At 42.1% G+C, this 17,497-nt stretch carries 18 protein-coding genes and 1 pseudogene; 11 read left to right on the top strand and 8 right to left on the bottom strand.

Annotated features, from left to right (window positions below):
* Positions 1–4: 4 nt before the first annotated feature.
* The 3 genes from nmlR to K6969_RS03070 form a co-directional block, all read right to left on the bottom strand.
* Positions 5–415 (bottom strand): stress response transcriptional regulator NmlR, encoded by a 411-nt coding sequence (gene nmlR, locus K6969_RS03080; protein ID WP_029172983.1) that lies wholly within the window; start codon positions 413–415, stop codon positions 5–7.
* Positions 416–514: 99 nt separating this feature from the next.
* The gene (locus K6969_RS03075) at positions 515–979 is read right to left on the bottom strand and encodes a hypothetical protein (protein WP_029172982.1); all 465 of its coding nucleotides are present in this window, start codon (positions 977–979) and stop codon (positions 515–517) included.
* A 43-nt stretch (positions 980–1,022) separates the two neighbouring features.
* Positions 1,023–1,958, bottom strand: coding sequence for a manganese-dependent inorganic pyrophosphatase (locus K6969_RS03070; RefSeq protein WP_029172981.1), 936 nt, complete (start codon positions 1,956–1,958; stop codon positions 1,023–1,025).
* Between the two features lie 138 nt (positions 1,959–2,096).
* On the opposite strand from K6969_RS03070, the gene K6969_RS03065 reads away from it, so the two are divergent.
* Complete coding sequence (locus K6969_RS03065; protein ID WP_171942667.1) at positions 2,097–3,794, top strand: M3 family oligoendopeptidase; 1,698 nt, start codon at positions 2,097–2,099, stop codon at positions 3,792–3,794.
* 32 nt (positions 3,795–3,826) lie between these two features.
* On the opposite strand, the gene K6969_RS03060 is transcribed toward K6969_RS03065, so the two are convergent.
* Entirely contained in the window at positions 3,827–4,171 is a 345-nt protein-coding gene (locus K6969_RS03060; protein WP_029172979.1) for a winged helix-turn-helix transcriptional regulator, read from the bottom strand.
* 247 nt (positions 4,172–4,418) lie between these two features.
* On the opposite strand from K6969_RS03060, the gene K6969_RS03055 reads away from it, so the two are divergent.
* From K6969_RS03055 to K6969_RS03035, 5 genes are all read left to right on the top strand, one after another.
* A complete protein-coding gene (locus K6969_RS03055; protein ID WP_044667582.1) occupies positions 4,419–4,958 on the top strand; it encodes an NADPH-dependent FMN reductase in 540 nt (179 codons plus the stop codon).
* 167 nt (positions 4,959–5,125) lie between these two features.
* Positions 5,126–5,746, top strand: a complete 621-nt coding sequence (locus K6969_RS03050; protein ID WP_171942668.1) for a thioredoxin — start codon at positions 5,126–5,128, stop codon at positions 5,744–5,746.
* Between the two features lie 15 nt (positions 5,747–5,761).
* Positions 5,762–6,580 carry a hypothetical protein gene (locus K6969_RS03045; RefSeq protein WP_029172976.1) on the top strand — a complete coding sequence of 273 codons (819 nt, stop codon included), beginning with the start codon at positions 5,762–5,764 and terminating at the stop codon, positions 6,578–6,580.
* Between the two features lie 3 nt (positions 6,581–6,583).
* Positions 6,584–6,985 carry a nuclear transport factor 2 family protein gene (locus tag K6969_RS03040; protein WP_015647222.1) on the top strand — a complete coding sequence of 134 codons (402 nt, stop codon included), beginning with the start codon at positions 6,584–6,586 and terminating at the stop codon, positions 6,983–6,985.
* Between the two features lie 101 nt (positions 6,986–7,086).
* Positions 7,087–7,932, top strand: a complete 846-nt coding sequence (locus K6969_RS03035) for a VOC family protein (protein ID WP_171942669.1) — start codon at positions 7,087–7,089, stop codon at positions 7,930–7,932.
* A 53-nt stretch (positions 7,933–7,985) separates the two neighbouring features.
* Here K6969_RS03035 and pflA read toward each other — a convergent pair whose 3' ends face one another.
* The gene (gene pflA / locus K6969_RS03030) at positions 7,986–8,777 is read right to left on the bottom strand and encodes a pyruvate formate-lyase-activating protein (protein WP_029172975.1); all 792 of its coding nucleotides are present in this window, start codon (positions 8,775–8,777) and stop codon (positions 7,986–7,988) included.
* 116 nt (positions 8,778–8,893) lie between these two features.
* On the bottom strand, positions 8,894–10,231 hold the full coding sequence (locus tag K6969_RS03025; protein ID WP_171942670.1) for a hemolysin family protein: 1,338 nt from the start codon (positions 10,229–10,231) through the stop codon (positions 8,894–8,896).
* A gap of 132 nt (positions 10,232–10,363) precedes the next feature.
* Here K6969_RS03025 and K6969_RS03020 point away from each other — a divergent pair, with 132 nt between their 5' ends.
* Positions 10,364–11,161 carry an ABC transporter ATP-binding protein gene (locus tag K6969_RS03020; RefSeq protein ID WP_029172973.1) on the top strand — a complete coding sequence of 266 codons (798 nt, stop codon included), beginning with the start codon at positions 10,364–10,366 and terminating at the stop codon, positions 11,159–11,161.
* Positions 11,162–11,345: 184 nt separating this feature from the next.
* Positions 11,346–12,204, top strand: a pseudogene (locus K6969_RS03015) (IS630 family transposase); the annotation flags it as partial.
* A 58-nt stretch (positions 12,205–12,262) separates the two neighbouring features.
* Here K6969_RS03015 and K6969_RS03010 read toward each other — a convergent pair.
* Entirely contained in the window at positions 12,263–12,817 is a 555-nt protein-coding gene (locus tag K6969_RS03010) for a tRNA (mnm(5)s(2)U34)-methyltransferase (protein ID WP_029173433.1), read from the bottom strand.
* A 129-nt stretch (positions 12,818–12,946) separates the two neighbouring features.
* Between K6969_RS03010 and K6969_RS03005 the strand changes: the two genes are divergently transcribed.
* The 3 genes from K6969_RS03005 to nadE all read left to right on the top strand — a co-directional run bounded on the left by K6969_RS03005 (position 12,947) and on the right by nadE (position 15,996).
* The gene (locus K6969_RS03005; protein ID WP_029173432.1) at positions 12,947–13,591 is read left to right on the top strand and encodes a prepilin peptidase; all 645 of its coding nucleotides are present in this window, start codon (positions 12,947–12,949) and stop codon (positions 13,589–13,591) included.
* Between the two features lie 107 nt (positions 13,592–13,698).
* Positions 13,699–15,159 carry a nicotinate phosphoribosyltransferase gene (locus K6969_RS03000; RefSeq protein WP_171942828.1) on the top strand — a complete coding sequence of 487 codons (1,461 nt, stop codon included), beginning with the start codon at positions 13,699–13,701 and terminating at the stop codon, positions 15,157–15,159.
* A 12-nt stretch (positions 15,160–15,171) separates the two neighbouring features.
* Positions 15,172–15,996: an ammonia-dependent NAD(+) synthetase gene (gene nadE, locus K6969_RS02995; protein ID WP_044773306.1), complete on the top strand. Its 825-nt coding sequence runs from the start codon at positions 15,172–15,174 to the stop codon at positions 15,994–15,996.
* A gap of 41 nt (positions 15,997–16,037) precedes the next feature.
* Here nadE and trpB read toward each other — a convergent pair whose 3' ends face one another.
* Positions 16,038–17,213, bottom strand: a complete 1,176-nt coding sequence (gene trpB, locus K6969_RS02990; protein ID WP_171942829.1) for a tryptophan synthase subunit beta — start codon at positions 17,211–17,213, stop codon at positions 16,038–16,040.
* Positions 17,214–17,497 lie beyond the last annotated feature (284 nt).

The raw sequence follows: 17,497 nt of genomic DNA, 5'->3' as shown, positions 1-17,497 counted from the left end.
GAAGTTATCCTCTGCCTTTTTTGAATGAACTACTGCCGTCTGTGAACAATTGATTCTCTGCACCTCTTAATATAGTCTGGTAATTTTCTATTTTATAATCTAAACGATCTAGAGCTTGCTGAATTTCCGACAAGCGTGACCGCAGTTCTTCCTGCTCTTCTTTTAGTAAATCAATCCGAGCTTCCACTGTGCTATCTCCTGCCTGCACCAAGCCCATATACTCAATCAAGCGCTCAATAGACATACCAGCACTCCTAAAACAGCGGATAAATTCCAAAATGGCTACATCACTTTCCGAAAAATTCCTTACTCCAGAAGATTTTCTTGCAATTTTGGGAATAAGCCCTATCCGCTCATAGTAGCGAATGGTATCTGCTGATAGACCTGTTACATCACTAACTTCTTTAATATTCATTCCAGGCTCCTTTCTTTGTTTTCGCTTATTATACACCTTGAAGTCCACTCCAGGTCAAGTCATTATATAAAAAATCTGGGTTTCCCCAGATTTGCCATCCTATAAATACTCGCCCTTGACAACAAAGAAGGTGCCACGAATTTCGCCAGCTAGTTTGGAGCGTTGGCGAGCAAACTTAAATTTACCTTCAAATTCTTTGGGAATGTCAATGCCGTCTGACAATTTGAATCCGACAGCTCGTTTGCCTCCTTCTTCAAGCGTATAGAGGACATTGACAGCCAGGCCATTGTCATAAAAGACAAAAGACCAGAGAATGCCATCTACCTCAAGCTGAGCTACATTGAGTGGAATATAAGGAAAAACCATGTCCCGCTCTGCTAATACTTTCTCGATGAAGGGCAGGATTTCAGGCTTCTCTTCTGGTGTGTAAACCACATACTCCTGCTTGTATTTGTTCCAGAAATAGCGGGCTTCATTGGCACGCAGGCCTGCCAAGACTTCTGCGACTGGACTAGTTTCTAAGCCTGTTGTTTCGACTTCTTTGAAATTTACTGTATAAGACATGATTTTCCTTTCAATAAAGAAAGCACCCGAAGGTGCTAGGTATTTATGCGTTAAACGCTTCAGTTAATTGTGGTACCACTTGTTTCTTACGTGAAACGGCACCCGCAAGGAAAGCGTGGTTGTTTTCCAACTTGAAGTTGAAGGCTGCTTCCACCTTGTCCATGTTGCTTCCAAGGGCAAGGATTTCAGAGTTTGAGTTAACGATGTCCGTAATCATGAGGACAAAGTCAGAGTAGCCATTTGCTGCGGAAGCGGCTGTCATAGTGGCTTCAATCTCTGCTTGGCGTTCCAAGACTTCTGCAATGTCAACGGTGTTGACTTGGGCTACACGCACGTCATTTCCGTTCAAACCAAAGGTTTTTGCATCGATGTCAATCAATTCTTCTGCTGACTTGCTGGCAAGGTTGGTTCCTGCTTTCAAGAGTGCCAAACCGTATTCTTCTAAGTTAACCCCAGCTAATTCTGCCAATTCTGCGGCTACCTGTGGGTCAGAAGCATGAGTGGTTGGTGATTTGAGCAAGAGGGTATCTGAAATCAAGCCAGACAAGAGCAGACCTGCCACTTCTTTTGGAAGGGTGATACCATTTTCCTTAGCAGCACGGTAAACGATAGAAGAAGCTGAACCAACTGGCTCCAAACGCATATAAAGTGGGTTTGCAGTTTCAAAGTTGGCAACACGGTGGTGGTCGATAACCGCCACCACTTCCACCTCCTTGATGTCTGCGATTGATTGTTGGAATTCATTGTGGTCTGTCAAGATGACTTGGCCAACGCCTTCTGCCTTAGCAGACTCAACCACGCGCGGTGCAGTAACACCAAAATAGTCAAGCGCAAACGCTGTTTCTTCATTTGGCGTTCCAAGTGCAACTGCTTCCGCATCACGACCAAACACTTCACGCTCCAAGTAAGCCCAGCCGTATGATGATGCAATGGCATCTGTGTCAGGATTTTGGTGACCAAAAACTAAGAATTTTGACATTTCTAAAACCTCATTTTTCTAATAATCTTCTACATTTTACCATAAATAAAAGGACTTGTGAACATGGACGGGTCAGGATTTGCCAAACCTGTATAAAAAGAGTAAGATAGTAACATACAAAAACAAAAGGAGACCAATATGAAATTTTCAGACTATACCTATGTCCGTCCCGATTATGAAGCCATCAAGGCTCAATTTACTGACCTGACCGACCAATTGGCTCAGGCAAGTGACTTGGAAACAACTCGCACACTAGTTGCTGCCATTACAAAATTGCTCAACTTGGTTGATACCCAGTACAATCTCTGGATGATCCGTCACACCATCGACATGAACGATGAGTTTTACAATGAAGAAACCAAGTTTTGGAATGAATATTCGCCACTTTTTGAAGAATTGACCACCAACTACTACCGTGTCATTGTCCAGACACCTTACAAGGCTGAGCTTTCAGACATTTTACCAGAAACTTTCTTCATGCAGGCTGAGAACAAGCTCAAGACCTTCTCATCAGCTGTCATTCCCTTGTTCCAAAAGGAAAATGAATTGACCGATGAATACAGCAAACTGATTGCGGGTGCAGAGATTGATTTCCAAGGACAGACTTACAACTTAGCACAAATGGGGCCATTCGGTCAATCAACCGACCGTGAAGTCCGCAAGGCTGCTTCTGCTGCCACAACTGCATTCTTTGAAAGCAAGGAAGCCGACTTTGACCGTGTTTACGATGAGTTGGTCAAGGTCCGCACGGAAATCGCCCACAAACTCGGCTTCAAGGATTATGTGGAATACGGCTATCTCAAGATGAACCGTTTCGATTACAACCGTGACATGGTCAAGGTTTACCGTGAAGAAATCCTCAAGCATATCGTACCGATTGTGCAAAATCTTCGTGAACGCCAAGCCAAACGCTTGCAGGTACCAAGCCTGAAACACTACGACCTCAATCTTGAGTTCTTGGACGGCAATGCGGTGCCACAAGGTGACCCAGATTTTATCGTCAGCCAGGCCCAAGACATGTACCGCGAATTGTCAGGAGAAACAGGCGAGTTCTTCGACTTCATGATTGAGCATGAGCTCTTGGACTTGGTGGCAAAACCAGGAAAAAACAGCGGTGGCTACTGCACCTATATTCCTGACTTCAAGAGCCCATTCATCTTCTCTAACTTCAACGGAACCAGCGGTGATATTGATGTCTTGACCCACGAAGCAGGTCACGCCTTCCAAGTCTATCGTTCGCGTTGGATTCAAAGTCCAGAAGTTGTTTGGCCAACCTACGAAACCTGTGAAATCCATTCCATGTCTATGGAATTTATGACCTGGCCTTGGATGGACCGTTTCTTCAAGGAACAGGTGGATAAGTATAAATTCACCCACTTGGCAAGTGCCCTTCTCTTCTTGCCTTACGGTGTCTTGGTGGATCATTTCCAGCATGAAGTCTATGAACATCCAGAGATGACACCAGCAGAACGCAAGGCAACTTGGAAAAAACTCCAAGACCTCTACTTGCCAGACCGTGACTATTCCGAGTCAGAAGCCCTCAACCGCGGTATCTTCTGGTATCGTCAGGGGCATATTTTTGCTAGTCCATTCTACTACATCGACTATACCTTGGCCCAAGTTTGTGCCCTCCAATTCTGGAAACGCACGCAGGTAGATCACGATGAAAATGCTTGGGAAGACTACATCCGCATCTGTGATTTGGGCGGCACCAAGTCCTTCTTGCAAGTGGTTGAAGCTGCAAACCTCCAATCACCGTTCAAAGAAGGTGCCCTTGAAAGCACAGCCAAGGCTGCTGCCGATTGGTTAAATGCCGTTAAGGATGACGAACTATAAAAGACAAAAATCTGAATGAGATATGAACTCATTCAGATTTTTTTTGCTTTGACAAATTCGATGTACTTATCCCCAAAAACTTCAATTTGCTCCAAAACCAACTTAAATTCCTGACCAATCTCGCTCAATTCATATTCCACTTTTGGCGGAACCTGTGCATAAACCTTCCGAGTGATTAATCCATCATCCTCTAGCTGACGCAACTGCTTGGTAAGGGTTGCTTGGGAAATCCCTGTCAATCGACGGTGCATTTCATTAAACCGAATGGGACCTTCTTCGATATGATGTAGTAATAAGATACTCCATTTCCCAGATAAGACACTCTGAGTGGTCACAAAAGGACACTCCGGAACCGTATGTTGTGTGAAAGTTGCCATAATTTCTCCTTTATTTTCCCTTGATATTACACATTACTTCATTAAAAGATAGTGACTATTCAAAAAAATCGTACTTGTAATATTTTTAGTACCTGATACAATAATACCATAAACTGCGAAAGCAGGAAAGTATTTTCTCAAAAGGAGCGATACAATGAATATCAATTGCACTATATAATACAAAGGAGTACCTATATCACTAATTTCAGTTTTCAAAAATATTTTTACAAAAAAGGAAGAAAAGAATATGAAAAACATTCTATTTATTGTCGGTTCACTACGTGAAGGTTCATTCAACCACCAAATGGCAAAGCAAGCTGAAAGCATCTTAGAAGGTCAAGCAACTGTATCTTATCTTAACTATAAAGAAATCCCACTTATGAACCAAGATTTTGAAACACCAGTCTTGCCAGCTGTCCAAGCTGCACGCGATGCGATTATGGCTGCAGATGCTATCTGGATTTTCTCACCAGTTTACAACTTTGCCATTCCAGGTACTGTGAAAAACTTGATTGACTGGCTCAGCCGTGCCCTAGACTTGTCAGAAACACGTGGCCCATCTGCCCTACAAGACAAAATTGTTACTGTATCATCTGTTGCCAATGCTGGACACGAGCCAATGTTCGCTAGCTACCATGCACTCCTACCATTTGTTCGCATGCAAGTCGTTGGTGAGTTTACAGGTACAACTGTCAATCCAGAAGCATGGGGAACTGGACAGTTGGTATTGTCAGAGGAAGCCATCGCTGGTCTGCAAGCTCAAGCTCAAGCTTTGTTAGAAGCTTAGACTCTACAGGTCAATACACATCCTTCTATGACCTTTATCGAGTTGAAGATGATAAAATTGCAAAACTCTGGGATGTTGTTGTACCAATCGAGGAAGATTCCAAAACTGCCAATAGCAATGGTAAATTCTAATCAAAAACCAAGAAAATAAAATGAAAGAAATTTAATATGAAACTATATTACATCATCGATGCTTATTGTGGTTGGACCTACGGCTTTAACCACATTTTCACAAAATTCATGCAAGACCATCCTGACATAGAAATAGAGGTCATTAACGGAGGTTTGTTTGTCGGGGATAATAAAAAGAAAATGGCTGATTTCCAGCAGGCACAGACCATCAACAAACAAATCGAAAGCTATTACCAAATGTCTTTTGGCGATAACTACAATCAATTGTTTAAGGATAAGGACTTTACCATGGACTCCCTTGGTCCTGCTAGAGCCTACTCAGTCTTGAAAAACTATGTTGAGACATCTAACCATGCTCAACTAACATTAGACATTCAAGCCTTATTTTTTGAAGATGGATTAGACCTCAATCAAGCAGACAGTTACACCAGCCTAATCGGTACCTATCAGTTACCTACAAAGGCTATGGAAGAACTATCAAGTATCTTGAATCAACCAGAAAATCTACACCCAGACTTTATCAAGGCTTATGAAATGGGGGTAACCTCTTTCCCAACCTTGTTACTTGAAAAAGACGGGAACTTCTTTAATCTTATTAACCAAGTACGCACAGTAGACGATTTGGAAAAAAATTTCCAAGCAGCTATTACGCAATAGAAAGGGCAACTATTTATGGAAAAACATTATAAGCTACAAAATGGAACAGAATTACACATCTTTACAAATGACGAATCAAGTTTTATGGTTACGGCGACCTTAATCATTAAAAATGGCAAGGCTCTCCTTGTAGGTTCAGGGTTTAAACAATCAGAAGGAGAGCGAATTGTTCGCTATCTACAAGACGCGCAACTGACATTAGAAAAAATCTTTATCATTCAAGGGGATCCAGACTATTATTTTGCTCTTGAGCCTATCAAAAAATCATTCCCAGAAGCCATTGTCTATGCAACGTCTTATGTTATCGACCATATTTTAAAAACAGTATCAAAAAAATTACAGGTATGGGGAGACTCTTTAGGTGACCAAGCTCCTAAAAATATTATTTTACCAGCGCTCATTCAAGAATCTACATTAGAATTTGAAGGTGATAAATGGGAATTTTTCGGCAGTGAACCAAGTCAAATCAATCTTTGGAATGCAGAAACCAAAACCATTATTGGCGGTATCAATACATTTAATCAAATTCATCTCTTCTTAGCAGATTCACAAACTACCGAGCAATTGAAAGCCTGGCAAGATCGATTAAAAGATATGAAGGCACTGGATGCATCTCTCATTATTCCAGGTCATGCAGATAGTGAAGGTTCATTTGATTCTCAAGCACTTGATTTTTCAATCGCCTATATTGAAGTAGCAATCAAATTAAAAAAAGAAATCAAGGACTCAGCTACTTTTATCGCTAAGATGAAAGAAAAATTCCCTAATCTTCGTAACGAGGCAGTCTTAGAATTGAGTGCTAAAGTCTTAACAGGTGAAATACCATGGGGGTAATGTATGTCAAAAAATCAATTATATAAAAATATTTTAGAAGAAACTTATCTAGCTACTGCTCAAGGTCGGATAGAAGATTTCAAGAGCCATTTAGCTGCTGATATCTCTTGGACAGAAGCTGCAGGCTTTCCCTATGCTGGTACCTATATCGGTCCAGATGCAGTGATTGAAAACGTCCATGCAAGACTAGGTTCTGAATGGACCAATTATAGTGCCACACCTGTTGATTACGCCTTTTCAGGAAACCGTGTCATGGTTTATGGCTACTACAAGGGAACCTACAACCTTACTCAGAAATCCTTTCAAGCAGACTTTGTCCATATTTACGATTTTAATGCTGAAAATAGAATTACACACTTTATCCAAATCGTAGATAGCGCACTTGTTGAGAAAGCTATGAGATAAAAATCAATTTTCAAAAGTCTATTCGTCACACATTACTTCACCAAAAGATACTAAGTAACTCGAAAATTCCTATAAATTGTATCAGAAAGTCAGGTATTTCCATGTACAATTCCCAATTTGAACTGGGTTATGTTGCCCTCAATGTTCGCAATCTCGAACTTCAAAGCCTATTTTACCAACAGGTACTAGGCCTGCAAATTTTGACGGAAAGTCAAAACCAAATCGACCTCGGCGTCGGTCAGACCCTCTTAGTTCGCCTCATCCAAACAGCACAAGACGGAGATGTCAGCCACAGCTACGGACTCTATCACTTGGCCATTGTCCTACCTAGCCGTGAGGACTTAGGCACCATTTTCCGTCACCTAATTGACAATAAAATTCCCCTACAAGGTGCCAGCGACCACGGTTACAGCGAAGCCATTTACCTAGCCGACACCGAAGGCAACGGCATTGAGATTTACCGCGACCTCCCGCAAGACACTTGGGATGTCCGTTCTGATGGTCGTATCATTGGCAAGACCGATCCTATGGATGCAGAGACAATTTATGCTTTAGGGAAAAAAGCTGACGCAGCCTATCAGATGCCAGCTGGCAGTCGCATGGGCCATATCCACCTATCCGTCCGGGACAGCTCCGCTTCTAGTCAATTCTACCAAGACATCCTAGCTGTCGAGGATAAATTCTCTGTCCCATCTGCAGCTTGGCTAGCCTCAGGCGACTATCATCACCACCTAGCTGTCAACGAATGGGGAGGAAAAAATCTAGAAACCAGACAAGAAGGCATGCCAGGCCTTGCTTACTATACTGTCATCTATTCCAATCAAGAAGCTTTTGAAGCAACCTTGAATCGTGCCATTGCTGCAAACCTAAACCTTCAAAGACTAGACAATAGCGCAGCCTTTGTTGATGTGGATGGTATAAAAACTAAACTCTGCATTATTGAATAGAAAACATAGAAAAAGACTTACCAACTCAGCTATCTTGGTAAGTCTTTTTATGCCTATCCTTTAATCCTATTTAAGTAGTCTTGATAGGACTCAGTTTCCATTAAATTTTTTGCATTTTCCACTCGAGCCTTCGTTGGGGGCTTAGTCCCCTCTAGTGGATAGGGTCTGCCCAATTCACGCCACTTAAATTCACCAAGATTGTGATAAGGTAGCACCTCAAAACGCTCTACATTCTTGAGAGTCTTGACAAACTTACCAAGTTCAATCAAGTCCTCATCTCGGTCAGTCAAATTCGGTACCAGGACATGACGAATCCAAACAGGCTTACCAATGTCTGATAGATATTGAGCACATTCTAAAATAGTCTTGTTACTATGACCTGTCACAATGCGGTGTTGCTCAGGATTCATTTCCTTAATATCAAGGATCACCAAATCTGTTACTTCCATAAGCCGACTATATTTTTCCAAGTAACGCTCTGTCTTACGGAAAGTCAACGCACAGGTATCCAAAGTGGTATGGATACCTTTTTCTTTGGCCAAGGTAAAGAGAGCAATCAAAAAATCTATCTGAATGGTCGCCTCGCCACCAGAAACAGTAATACCACCTTCTTTTCCCCAAAACATACGAAAACGCAGGGCTTCATTGAGCACATCTTCTGCAGTCCTCTCTGTTGCAGCAGGATTGACCAAATCCCAAGTATCTGGGTTATGGCAATACTGACACCGCATGTGGCAGCCTTGCATAAAAATCACAAAACGTACACCAGGTCCATCAACAGAACCAAAACTCTCTGTTGAATGAACCAATCCAGCAACCTTACGATAATCAATTTCTGTCATCATCTCAACCTCATCACTTAATATGAATAGTATACCACAAAAATGAAAACGCTTCTATCATTTACTTTCTTTCATAACCATCATCTTCCGCAAGAAAAAAGCTAAAAGACTAGGTTGCCCTAGTCCTTATCGGTTTCTTCTTTCTCCAGTGGTGTAATCAAGAGTTTTAATTTTGTTACGCGACCATTTTTTACCTTATCGTTAATAAGAACCAGATGGTGATCTTTACTATCCACTTCAAAGGAAACTTTCTCGTCTTGGCTTGGAATGGTACCGACTCCTGTCAGATAATAACCAGCAATCGTATCAACGTTATCACTTTCCAACTCCATCTCAAAATGCTCATTGAAGTCATTTAGGGTCATGTTTCCTTGAACAATATAGGCATTCTCAGCGATTTCACGGACAAAAATTTCTGTTTTATCCGTTTCATCATCGATTTCCCCGACAATTTCTTCCAGCAAATCTTCCAAGGTAACGAGACCTGCAACTCCACCATACTCATCTAACAAGATGGCCATTTGATTTTGGGTATTTCTCAACGATGTCAACAAATCATCCACGAAAATCGTTTCAGGAACGAAGAGAGGCTCCTGCATAATGCGGCGGATGTTGAGATTATCAAAGCCATTACTGAAAGCTTCTGACAAGATTTTCTTGGTATGAATCAGACCAATGATATTGTCCTTATCACCATCATAAACAGGGATACGTGAAAAATTCTGCTTGAGGATAGCTGCCATGATGGTTGCTGTATCATCCTCAATATCCACCATGAAAGCATCCGTACGAGGAACCATTACTTCACGTGCCATCAGCTCATCTAAAGAGAACACACCTTGAAGCATTTCGATTTCTTCGGCATCTAAGGTTTTCTCACTCTTTGTCAAAATATATTCAATTTCATCCCGTGTCATTTGCTCATCCGCATCATCAAAATTCATAGGAGTAATACGGCTGATAAGATTCGTTGCAGCTGATAATAACCACACGAACGGACTAACAATTTTTCCAAGGAAAATAATCACTGGTGCAGTGACTACTGCCAGATTTTCCTTCATATTCATGGCAATCCGCTTAGGGTACAATTCGCCAAGAACGATTGAAACAAAGGTCAACATAGCCAGTGCAAGCCAGTATCCTGCGGTTTGCGCTGTTGTTGAATTCCCCATCCATTTGGAAAATACAGCTCCCAAATCATTAGCCAAGCTGGCACCTGAAAGGATGGAGATGAAGGTAATACCGACCTGAATGGTTGATAGAAAATTGTTAGGATTCTCTAAAACTTGAAGCAAGCGAATGTATTTCTTCTCACCGTCTGCGGCCTTTTGTTCTACTCTTGAACGATTTAGAGAAACAAGCGCCATTTCAGAGGCTGAAAAGAAGGCATTGAACAGAGTCAATAAGAATAAAATTAACAGTTGTAAATAGATGGTCTGACTACCAGGGTCTTCCATGATGTTCTCCTATAATAAAATTTATAACATTCCCATTATACCACAAATTCTAAAATTTAACATATTTCTTGTTATAACTAGTCCCTCATGTCTGTTTATGTTACAATAATCAAAAGGAATAGGAGAGCAACTATGATTATTTCGATGAAGAATGTCCACTATAAACGACAAGGTAAAACTATTTTAGAAGACATCAACTGGGAATTTAAACAAGGAGAGCGTTGGGCTATTTTAGGGCTAAATGGAGCTGGAAAGTCAACCCTCCTTCGTATTTTAATGGCTGAATTTTGGAAGACCTCTGGTGACTTGACGGTTCTTGGAGTGGAGTTTGGTAAGGGAGATATTCCTAGCCTACGCACTAAGATTGGGGTCGTTGGTTCTTTCCTTGCCGAACGCTTTCCCATTGATTTGACAGCTGAGCAGATTGTCTTGACTGGAAAGTACAAATCCTCCATCCTCTATCGTGAATACGGTCAAGCTGAATTGGATGAAGCCATAGACAGGCTCAAAACCATTAAGGCTGAGCACTTGATCGGTCGGACCTATGCTAGTTTGTCACAGGGCGAACGCCAACTCCTGCTGATTGCCCGAAGTTTGATGGAAGAGCCGGCTATTTTGATTTTAGACGAGGCTACTGTGGGCTTAGACCTTCTAGCCCGCGAACGCCTGCTCCACCACATTGACTACATTTGCCAACTCCCAACGGCTCCTGCAATTATCTACGTCACCCACCACGCAGAGGAAATCACTGATAATTTCACTCATGTCCTCCTGCTCAAGGATGGAAAGGTCCTGGCACAGGGACTCAAAGAAGATATCCTGACCCCTGAACTCCTCAGCGATTTTTATGGCAATCAGGTAGAATTGATTGACTTGGGCGAGGGAAGATTGTTCATTAATACTGTTCAAAAAACAAAAACTAACGTATAATAGATTTATGAAACTTACTATCGAACAAACAAACGAATTAAAAACTTATTTGAAAGATAAAACCTATTCCCCATTTCATAGACGACTTCAAGTAATCCTGTTCAGAGCCGAAGGTCTCAGTTATAGAGAAATCACTAACCTTATCGGCTATTCAAAGTATACAATCTGGTCCTTACAAGGCAAGTATGAGCTTGGTGGGATTTCAGCTCTAGTAAGAGAAACGCGAGGTGGACGGAACCGTCAATATTTAACCCTTCAAGAAGAGGAAGCATTTCTAAAAGAACAGTTAACAGCTTCACTAAATGGCGAATTTGTGACCATAAACTCTCTCTACGAAACTTATCAGAAACGGGTTGGACACCCTACGACCAAGGAAGGATTCTATGCCCTTCTGAAACGCCATGGTTGGCGCAAAGTGACGCCAAGACCAGAACACCCTAAAAAAGCAGACGCCGAAACGATTCTAGCGTCTAAAAATAAAATCTTCATTCACGAAAATAGGAAAGCGCTTCAAGAATAGTCGTCGCTATCATAAAGTCAGACTAATGTATCAAGATGAGGCGGGTTTCGGTCGGATTAGTAAAATTGGAAAGGCCTGGGCACCAAAAGGGGTGAGACCGCATGTACATAGCCACTATATTCGTGAGTATCGCTATTGCTATGGTGCTATTGATGCCCATACAGGAGAGTCCTTCTTCATTATCGCTGGGGGTTGCAATACAGATTGGATGAATGTTTTTCTCAAACAACTATCTGAAGCTTATCCTGACGATTATATTTTATTAGTGATGGACAATGCCGTTTGGCATAAATCAAGTACCTTAGAGAAACCACATAATATTGGTTTTGAGTTTATTCCTCCCTATACTCCTGAAATGAATCCAATTGAACAAGTTTGGGCTGAGATTCGAAAGAGAGGGTTTAAGAATAAAGCTTTTAAAACACTAGATGATGTGATAAACAAGCTTCAAGAAGTGATACGAGAGTTAGATTGGTCTATTTTAAAACCAATTGTTAGTAGACGATGGTTAAAAAACACTTGATTGGTTTGATTTTGATTTTTGTTGAGTATAAACCGATATTATAAAAATAAATCCAGCCCTAGTTTGAGCTGGATTTTAATCGTTCCACCATCACCAAAAACGGTGGGGTATTAACTTGGTTGAGCGGTTTGTAGAGCATGGCGGTAAAGACGGTCTGGTCTAGCTGGCTGACAAAGTCTAAGACTGCATCCTTCTCAAGAGCTCCGCCCTCGTGACCATAGTAAATCATGATAGCCAAGCGACCTCCAACCACCAGTCGCTCTAGGACTTTCTCAATGGCCTGAAGGGTAGTTGTAGGCAGGGTAATGACTGACTTGTCCGCCGAAGGTAGATAGCCCAGATTGAAAATCGCTGCCTTGCATTCCTCTACATACTGGTCTAGATTTTCGTGTCCTGTCAAAACCAATTGGGCATTGGTCAAGCCAGCTTTTTCTAGTTTTTCAGCCGTTGTGGTCAGGGCTTGTTCCTGAATATCAAAGGCCACAACTTTTCCTGCTCGTTGGGCTAAAAATAGCGTGTCATGGCCATTTCCCATAGTCGCATCGACCGCTAGGTCCTGGTCTGTTAATATTTCATCTAAAAAGGCATGGGCCATGTGTAAAGGTCTAAGCATACTTTCTCCTAATTACTGTACTTTCTACTATTTTGTAAAATTTATCACACCTAGTATAGCATACTTTCCATCTTCAAAAAATTTTTTAAAATCTACTCATTTTCTTCTTCCATTTACGAATAAATAGGTATGAAGACAATTATCCTATTTTTCCTTGGAGCTTCTATCGGCTCCTTCTTGGGATTGGTCATCGACCGTTTCCCTGAACAGTCCATTATCGCCCCCTCTAGTCACTGCAATGCCTGCAAGCGACTGCTCAAGGCCTGGGACTTAATTCCAGTCCTATCCCAGCTTTCGACAAAATCCAAATGCCGTTACTGCAAGGCGAAGATACCTTATTGGTATCTGGGACTAGAATTCTTAGCTGGTCTAGTTGTCCTGCTCTGCCATTTTCAAGTCCTAAACCTAACCGAAACCATTCTCATCTTGGCAGGACTAGTTTTGACCATTTACGACATCAAACATCAGGAATATCCTTTTGCTGTTTGGCTCATTTTTACTTTTATAGCTCTGGTACTCTCCCAGCTCAACTGGCTTTTCTGTGGCTTTTTGGTCCTAGCCTATCTGACTGAAAAATGGCAACTCAATATCGGTTCTGGTGACTTTCTCTATCTGGCAAGTCTGTCTCTTTTGTTTGGCTTTACAGAAATTCTCTGGATTATTCAGCTTAGTTCCATCATTGGACTGGCAATCTTTTTTATCTTTAAACCAAAATCCCTCCCTTATGTTCCTTTTCTATTTTTAGCCAGTCTAGTCATCAATATCACTCTCTAAATCGAGTTTTTCTCGATTTTTTTGTTATAATAGAAGGCATATTAGAGTTCAACTCCATCAAAATAATTGGAGTGCCTCCTTGATCGGAAGGCAAAAGGAGAAACGTTATGACACTATTTAAGGATGACAGTTTAACCCTGCATACCGACCTTTATCAAATCAACATGATGCAGATCTATTTTGACCAAAACATCCACAATAAACACGCTGTATTCGAAGTCTATTTCCGTTCACAACCTTTTAAAAATGGCTACGCTGTATTTGCTGGTTTGGAACGCGTTGTAAACTACCTCAACAATCTCAGCTTTAGCCAGACAGACATTGACTATCTGACAGAACTAGGTTATCCGCAGGATTTCCTTGATTACTTGTCCCAATTGGAAATGACTCTCACTGTCCGTTCGGCTAAGGAGGGCGATCTGGTCTACGCTAACGAACCCATTCTTCAAATCGAAGGACCATTGGCACAATGCCAACTAATCGAAACTGCCCTCTTAAACATCGTCAACTACCAAACCCTAATTGCTACAAAAGCTCGCCGTATCAAGGCTGTCATTGAAGATGAGCCCTTGATGGAATTTGGCACTCGCCGTGCCCAAGAAATGGATGCTGCTATCTGGGGTACACGGGCAGCATTTATTGGTGGAGCATCTGCGACTTCCAATGTTCGAGCTGGCAAAATCTTCGGCATCCCTGTCGCTGGTACCCATGCCCACGCCTTGGTTCAAACATACGGAGATGATTACAAGGCTTTCAAAGCCTACGCTGAAACCCATCATGACTGTGTCTTCCTCGTTGATACCTATGACACGCTTCGTATTGGTGTTCCAGCAGCCATCAAGGTTGCCAAAGAAATGGGAGATAAGATTAACTTCAAAGGGGTTCGGATTGATTCAGGCGATATGGCCTATATTTCCAAGAAAGTTCGTCAACAATTAGATGATGCAGGTTTTACAGATGCGAAGATTTACGCATCTAATGACCTGGATGAAAATACCATCCTCAACCTCAAAATGCAAAAGGCAAAAATTGATGTCTGGGGAGTGGGCACTAAGCTAATTACAGCTTATGACCAACCTGCCTTGGGGGCTGTCTACAAAATTGTATCCATCGAAGATGAAGATGGAAATATGCGTGACACCATCAAGCTGTCTTCTAATGCGGAAAAAGTCTCCACTCCTGGTAAGAAACAGGTTTGGCGCATCACCTCCAAAGAAAAAGGGAAATCAGAGGGGGACTACATCACCTTTGCGGACACTGACGTCACACAGATGGATAACATCTATATGTTCCATCCAACCTACACCTACATCAATAAAACCATCGAGAACTTTGATGCACGTCCTCTCCTAGTTCCTATTTTCGAAAAAGGAAAACAGGTCTATGAACTTCCAAGCCTAGCGGAAATTCAAACCTATGCCAATCAAGAATTTGATAAGCTGTGGGATGAATACAAACGTGTGCTCAACCCACAGCTCTATCCAGTCGACTTGGCACAAGATGTTTGGGATAATAAGATGAACCTCATCAATCGTATTCGCAAACAAACTCAGACCAAATCCATCTAAGAAAGGTATGTTATGACCCTACAGGAAACAATCATCAAAGAATTAGGTGTCAAGCCAAGCATTGACCCCGAAGAAGAAATCCGTCGCTCCATCGACTTTCTCAAAGATTACCTGAAAAAACACCCATTTTTGAAAACCTATGTCTTGGGAATTTCGGGTGGACAAGACTCGACCTTGGCTGGTCGTTTGGCCCAGCTGACTATGGAAGAAATGCGGGCGGAAACGGGTGACGATTCTTATCAATTTATCGCTATCCGCCTACCTTACGGCGTGCAAGCTGACGAGTCCGACGCCCAAGCAGCCCTAGCCTTTATTCAACCAGATGTCAGCTTAACCATCAACATCAAGGAATCAACAGATGCCATGGTGGCTGCAGTCAATGCAAATGGGCTTGCTATGTCTGATTTTAATAAGGGAAATGCTAAAGCCCGCATGCGCATGATTGCCCAATACGCTATCGCTGGGGAACGCAAGGGGGCGGTTATCGGAACCGACCATGCAGCTGAAAATATCACTGGTTTCTTTACCAAGCACGGCGACGGCGGTGCAGATATCCTGCCCCTCTTCCGCCTCAACAAACGCCAAGGAAAACAGCTTCTAGCTGAACTGGGGGCAGATGAAAAACTCTACCTCAAAGTCCCTACTGCGGACTTGGAAGAAGACAAGCCAGGTCTGGCTGATGAAGTCGCTCTCGGTGTTACCTATAACCAAATCGACGACTATCTCGAAGGTAAAACCATCGATCCTCAAGCCCAAACCATTATCGAAGGATGGTGGAACAAAACTGCTCATAAACGCCACCTGCCAATCACGATTTTTGATGACTTTTGGAAATAACAAATAACCCCTGACGATAAGCAACCGTCAGGGGATTTCTTTTATCTACTCTCCAAATAATCCGCAATAGCCGCCACATCCTTGTCTCCTCGACCGGAAACATTGATAATAATGATTTTATCTTTATCTAGTTGTGGTGCTAATCGAATAGCTTCTGCAATCGCATGAGAAGATTCAATGGCTGGAAGAATTCCTTCTGTACGACTTAAGGTCAAAAGGGCATTAACAGCCTCATCATCTGTTGCTGCGACATAATTAACACGACCAGTTTCCTTATAGTGGGCATGTTCTGGGCCAACACCTGGATAATCCAAACCTGCTGAAATGGAATATACAGGCGCTACTCCACCATTCTCATCAAAAAGGGAGATAGTCTTCATACCATCAACCACACCGACTGTTCCTTTCGTCATGGTCGCCGCATGCAGTTCTGTATCAACTCCTTTACCAGCAGCTTCTACACCGATAAGCTTGACTGACTCATCTGGTAAATATTGAGAAAATGCACCGATGGCATTGGAACCGCCACCCACACAGGCAATAACGTAGTCTGGCAAACGACCTTCTTTTTCTAAAATCTGACGGCAAGATTCTAGACTAATAATCTTTTGAAACTCATGGACAATCGTCGGATAGGGATGAGGACCGACTGCTGATCCCAAAACATAGAAGGCATCTAAATCTACCATCCATGCACCGAATGCCGCATCTACTGCCTCTTTCAAGGTTTGCGTTCCATCCGTTACAGCATGAACACGCGCCCCCATCATCTCCATTCGGAAAACATTTAGCCGTTGACGTTTGACATCTTCTGCCCCCATATAAACATCACAGCCCAAACCAAATCGTGCCGCAACAGCAGCAGTCGCAACCCCATGTTGACCAGCACCAGTTTCTGCAATCACTCGAGTTTTCCCCATTCTTTTCGCCAACAAAATTTGCCCCAGCACATTGTTTAACTTATGAGAGCCTAAGTGATTCAAATCTTCCCGTTTGAGATAGATTTTCGCTCCACCAAGCTCCTTGGTCAATGATTCCGCAAAATACAATGGCGTTTCACGACCAGCATAATCTTTCAGATAAGCTTGGTATTCCGCCAAAAATTCTGGATCATTGCGGTACTGTTCAAACGTTTCCTCCAACTGATCCAGCAAAACCTGAATTTGCTCTGGTACAAAACTACCACCAAATTGCCCAAAATAACCTTTTTCTGTCATATAATTCCCTCTTTCTATTTCCTTTATTCTGAAATTTTTCTACTAACAACATCCATCATTTATTAAAAATTGCTACGCCATCGTTTCATATTGCTTACCTCGTAATATCTATCATCATCGAAATAGATTACTTTTTTGATAAGAGACCAAGACCAGACATAAGTCAAGTTAGACAAGCTGAACGTGACAAAATATAAAAGCAATCTACAAAGACAATGAAAAAGCCCACGCAGGAAAAAACATCCTGCGAGGGCGTCAATGACACGGTGCCACCTCACTTATGG

Source organism: Streptococcus suis, from assembly GCF_019856455.1.
Taxonomy (GTDB): Bacteria; Bacillota; Bacilli; order Lactobacillales; family Streptococcaceae; genus Streptococcus; species Streptococcus suis_AE.
The sequence above is the reverse complement of the archived record's forward strand: the minus strand, read 5'-3'. Positions and strand labels throughout refer to the sequence as shown.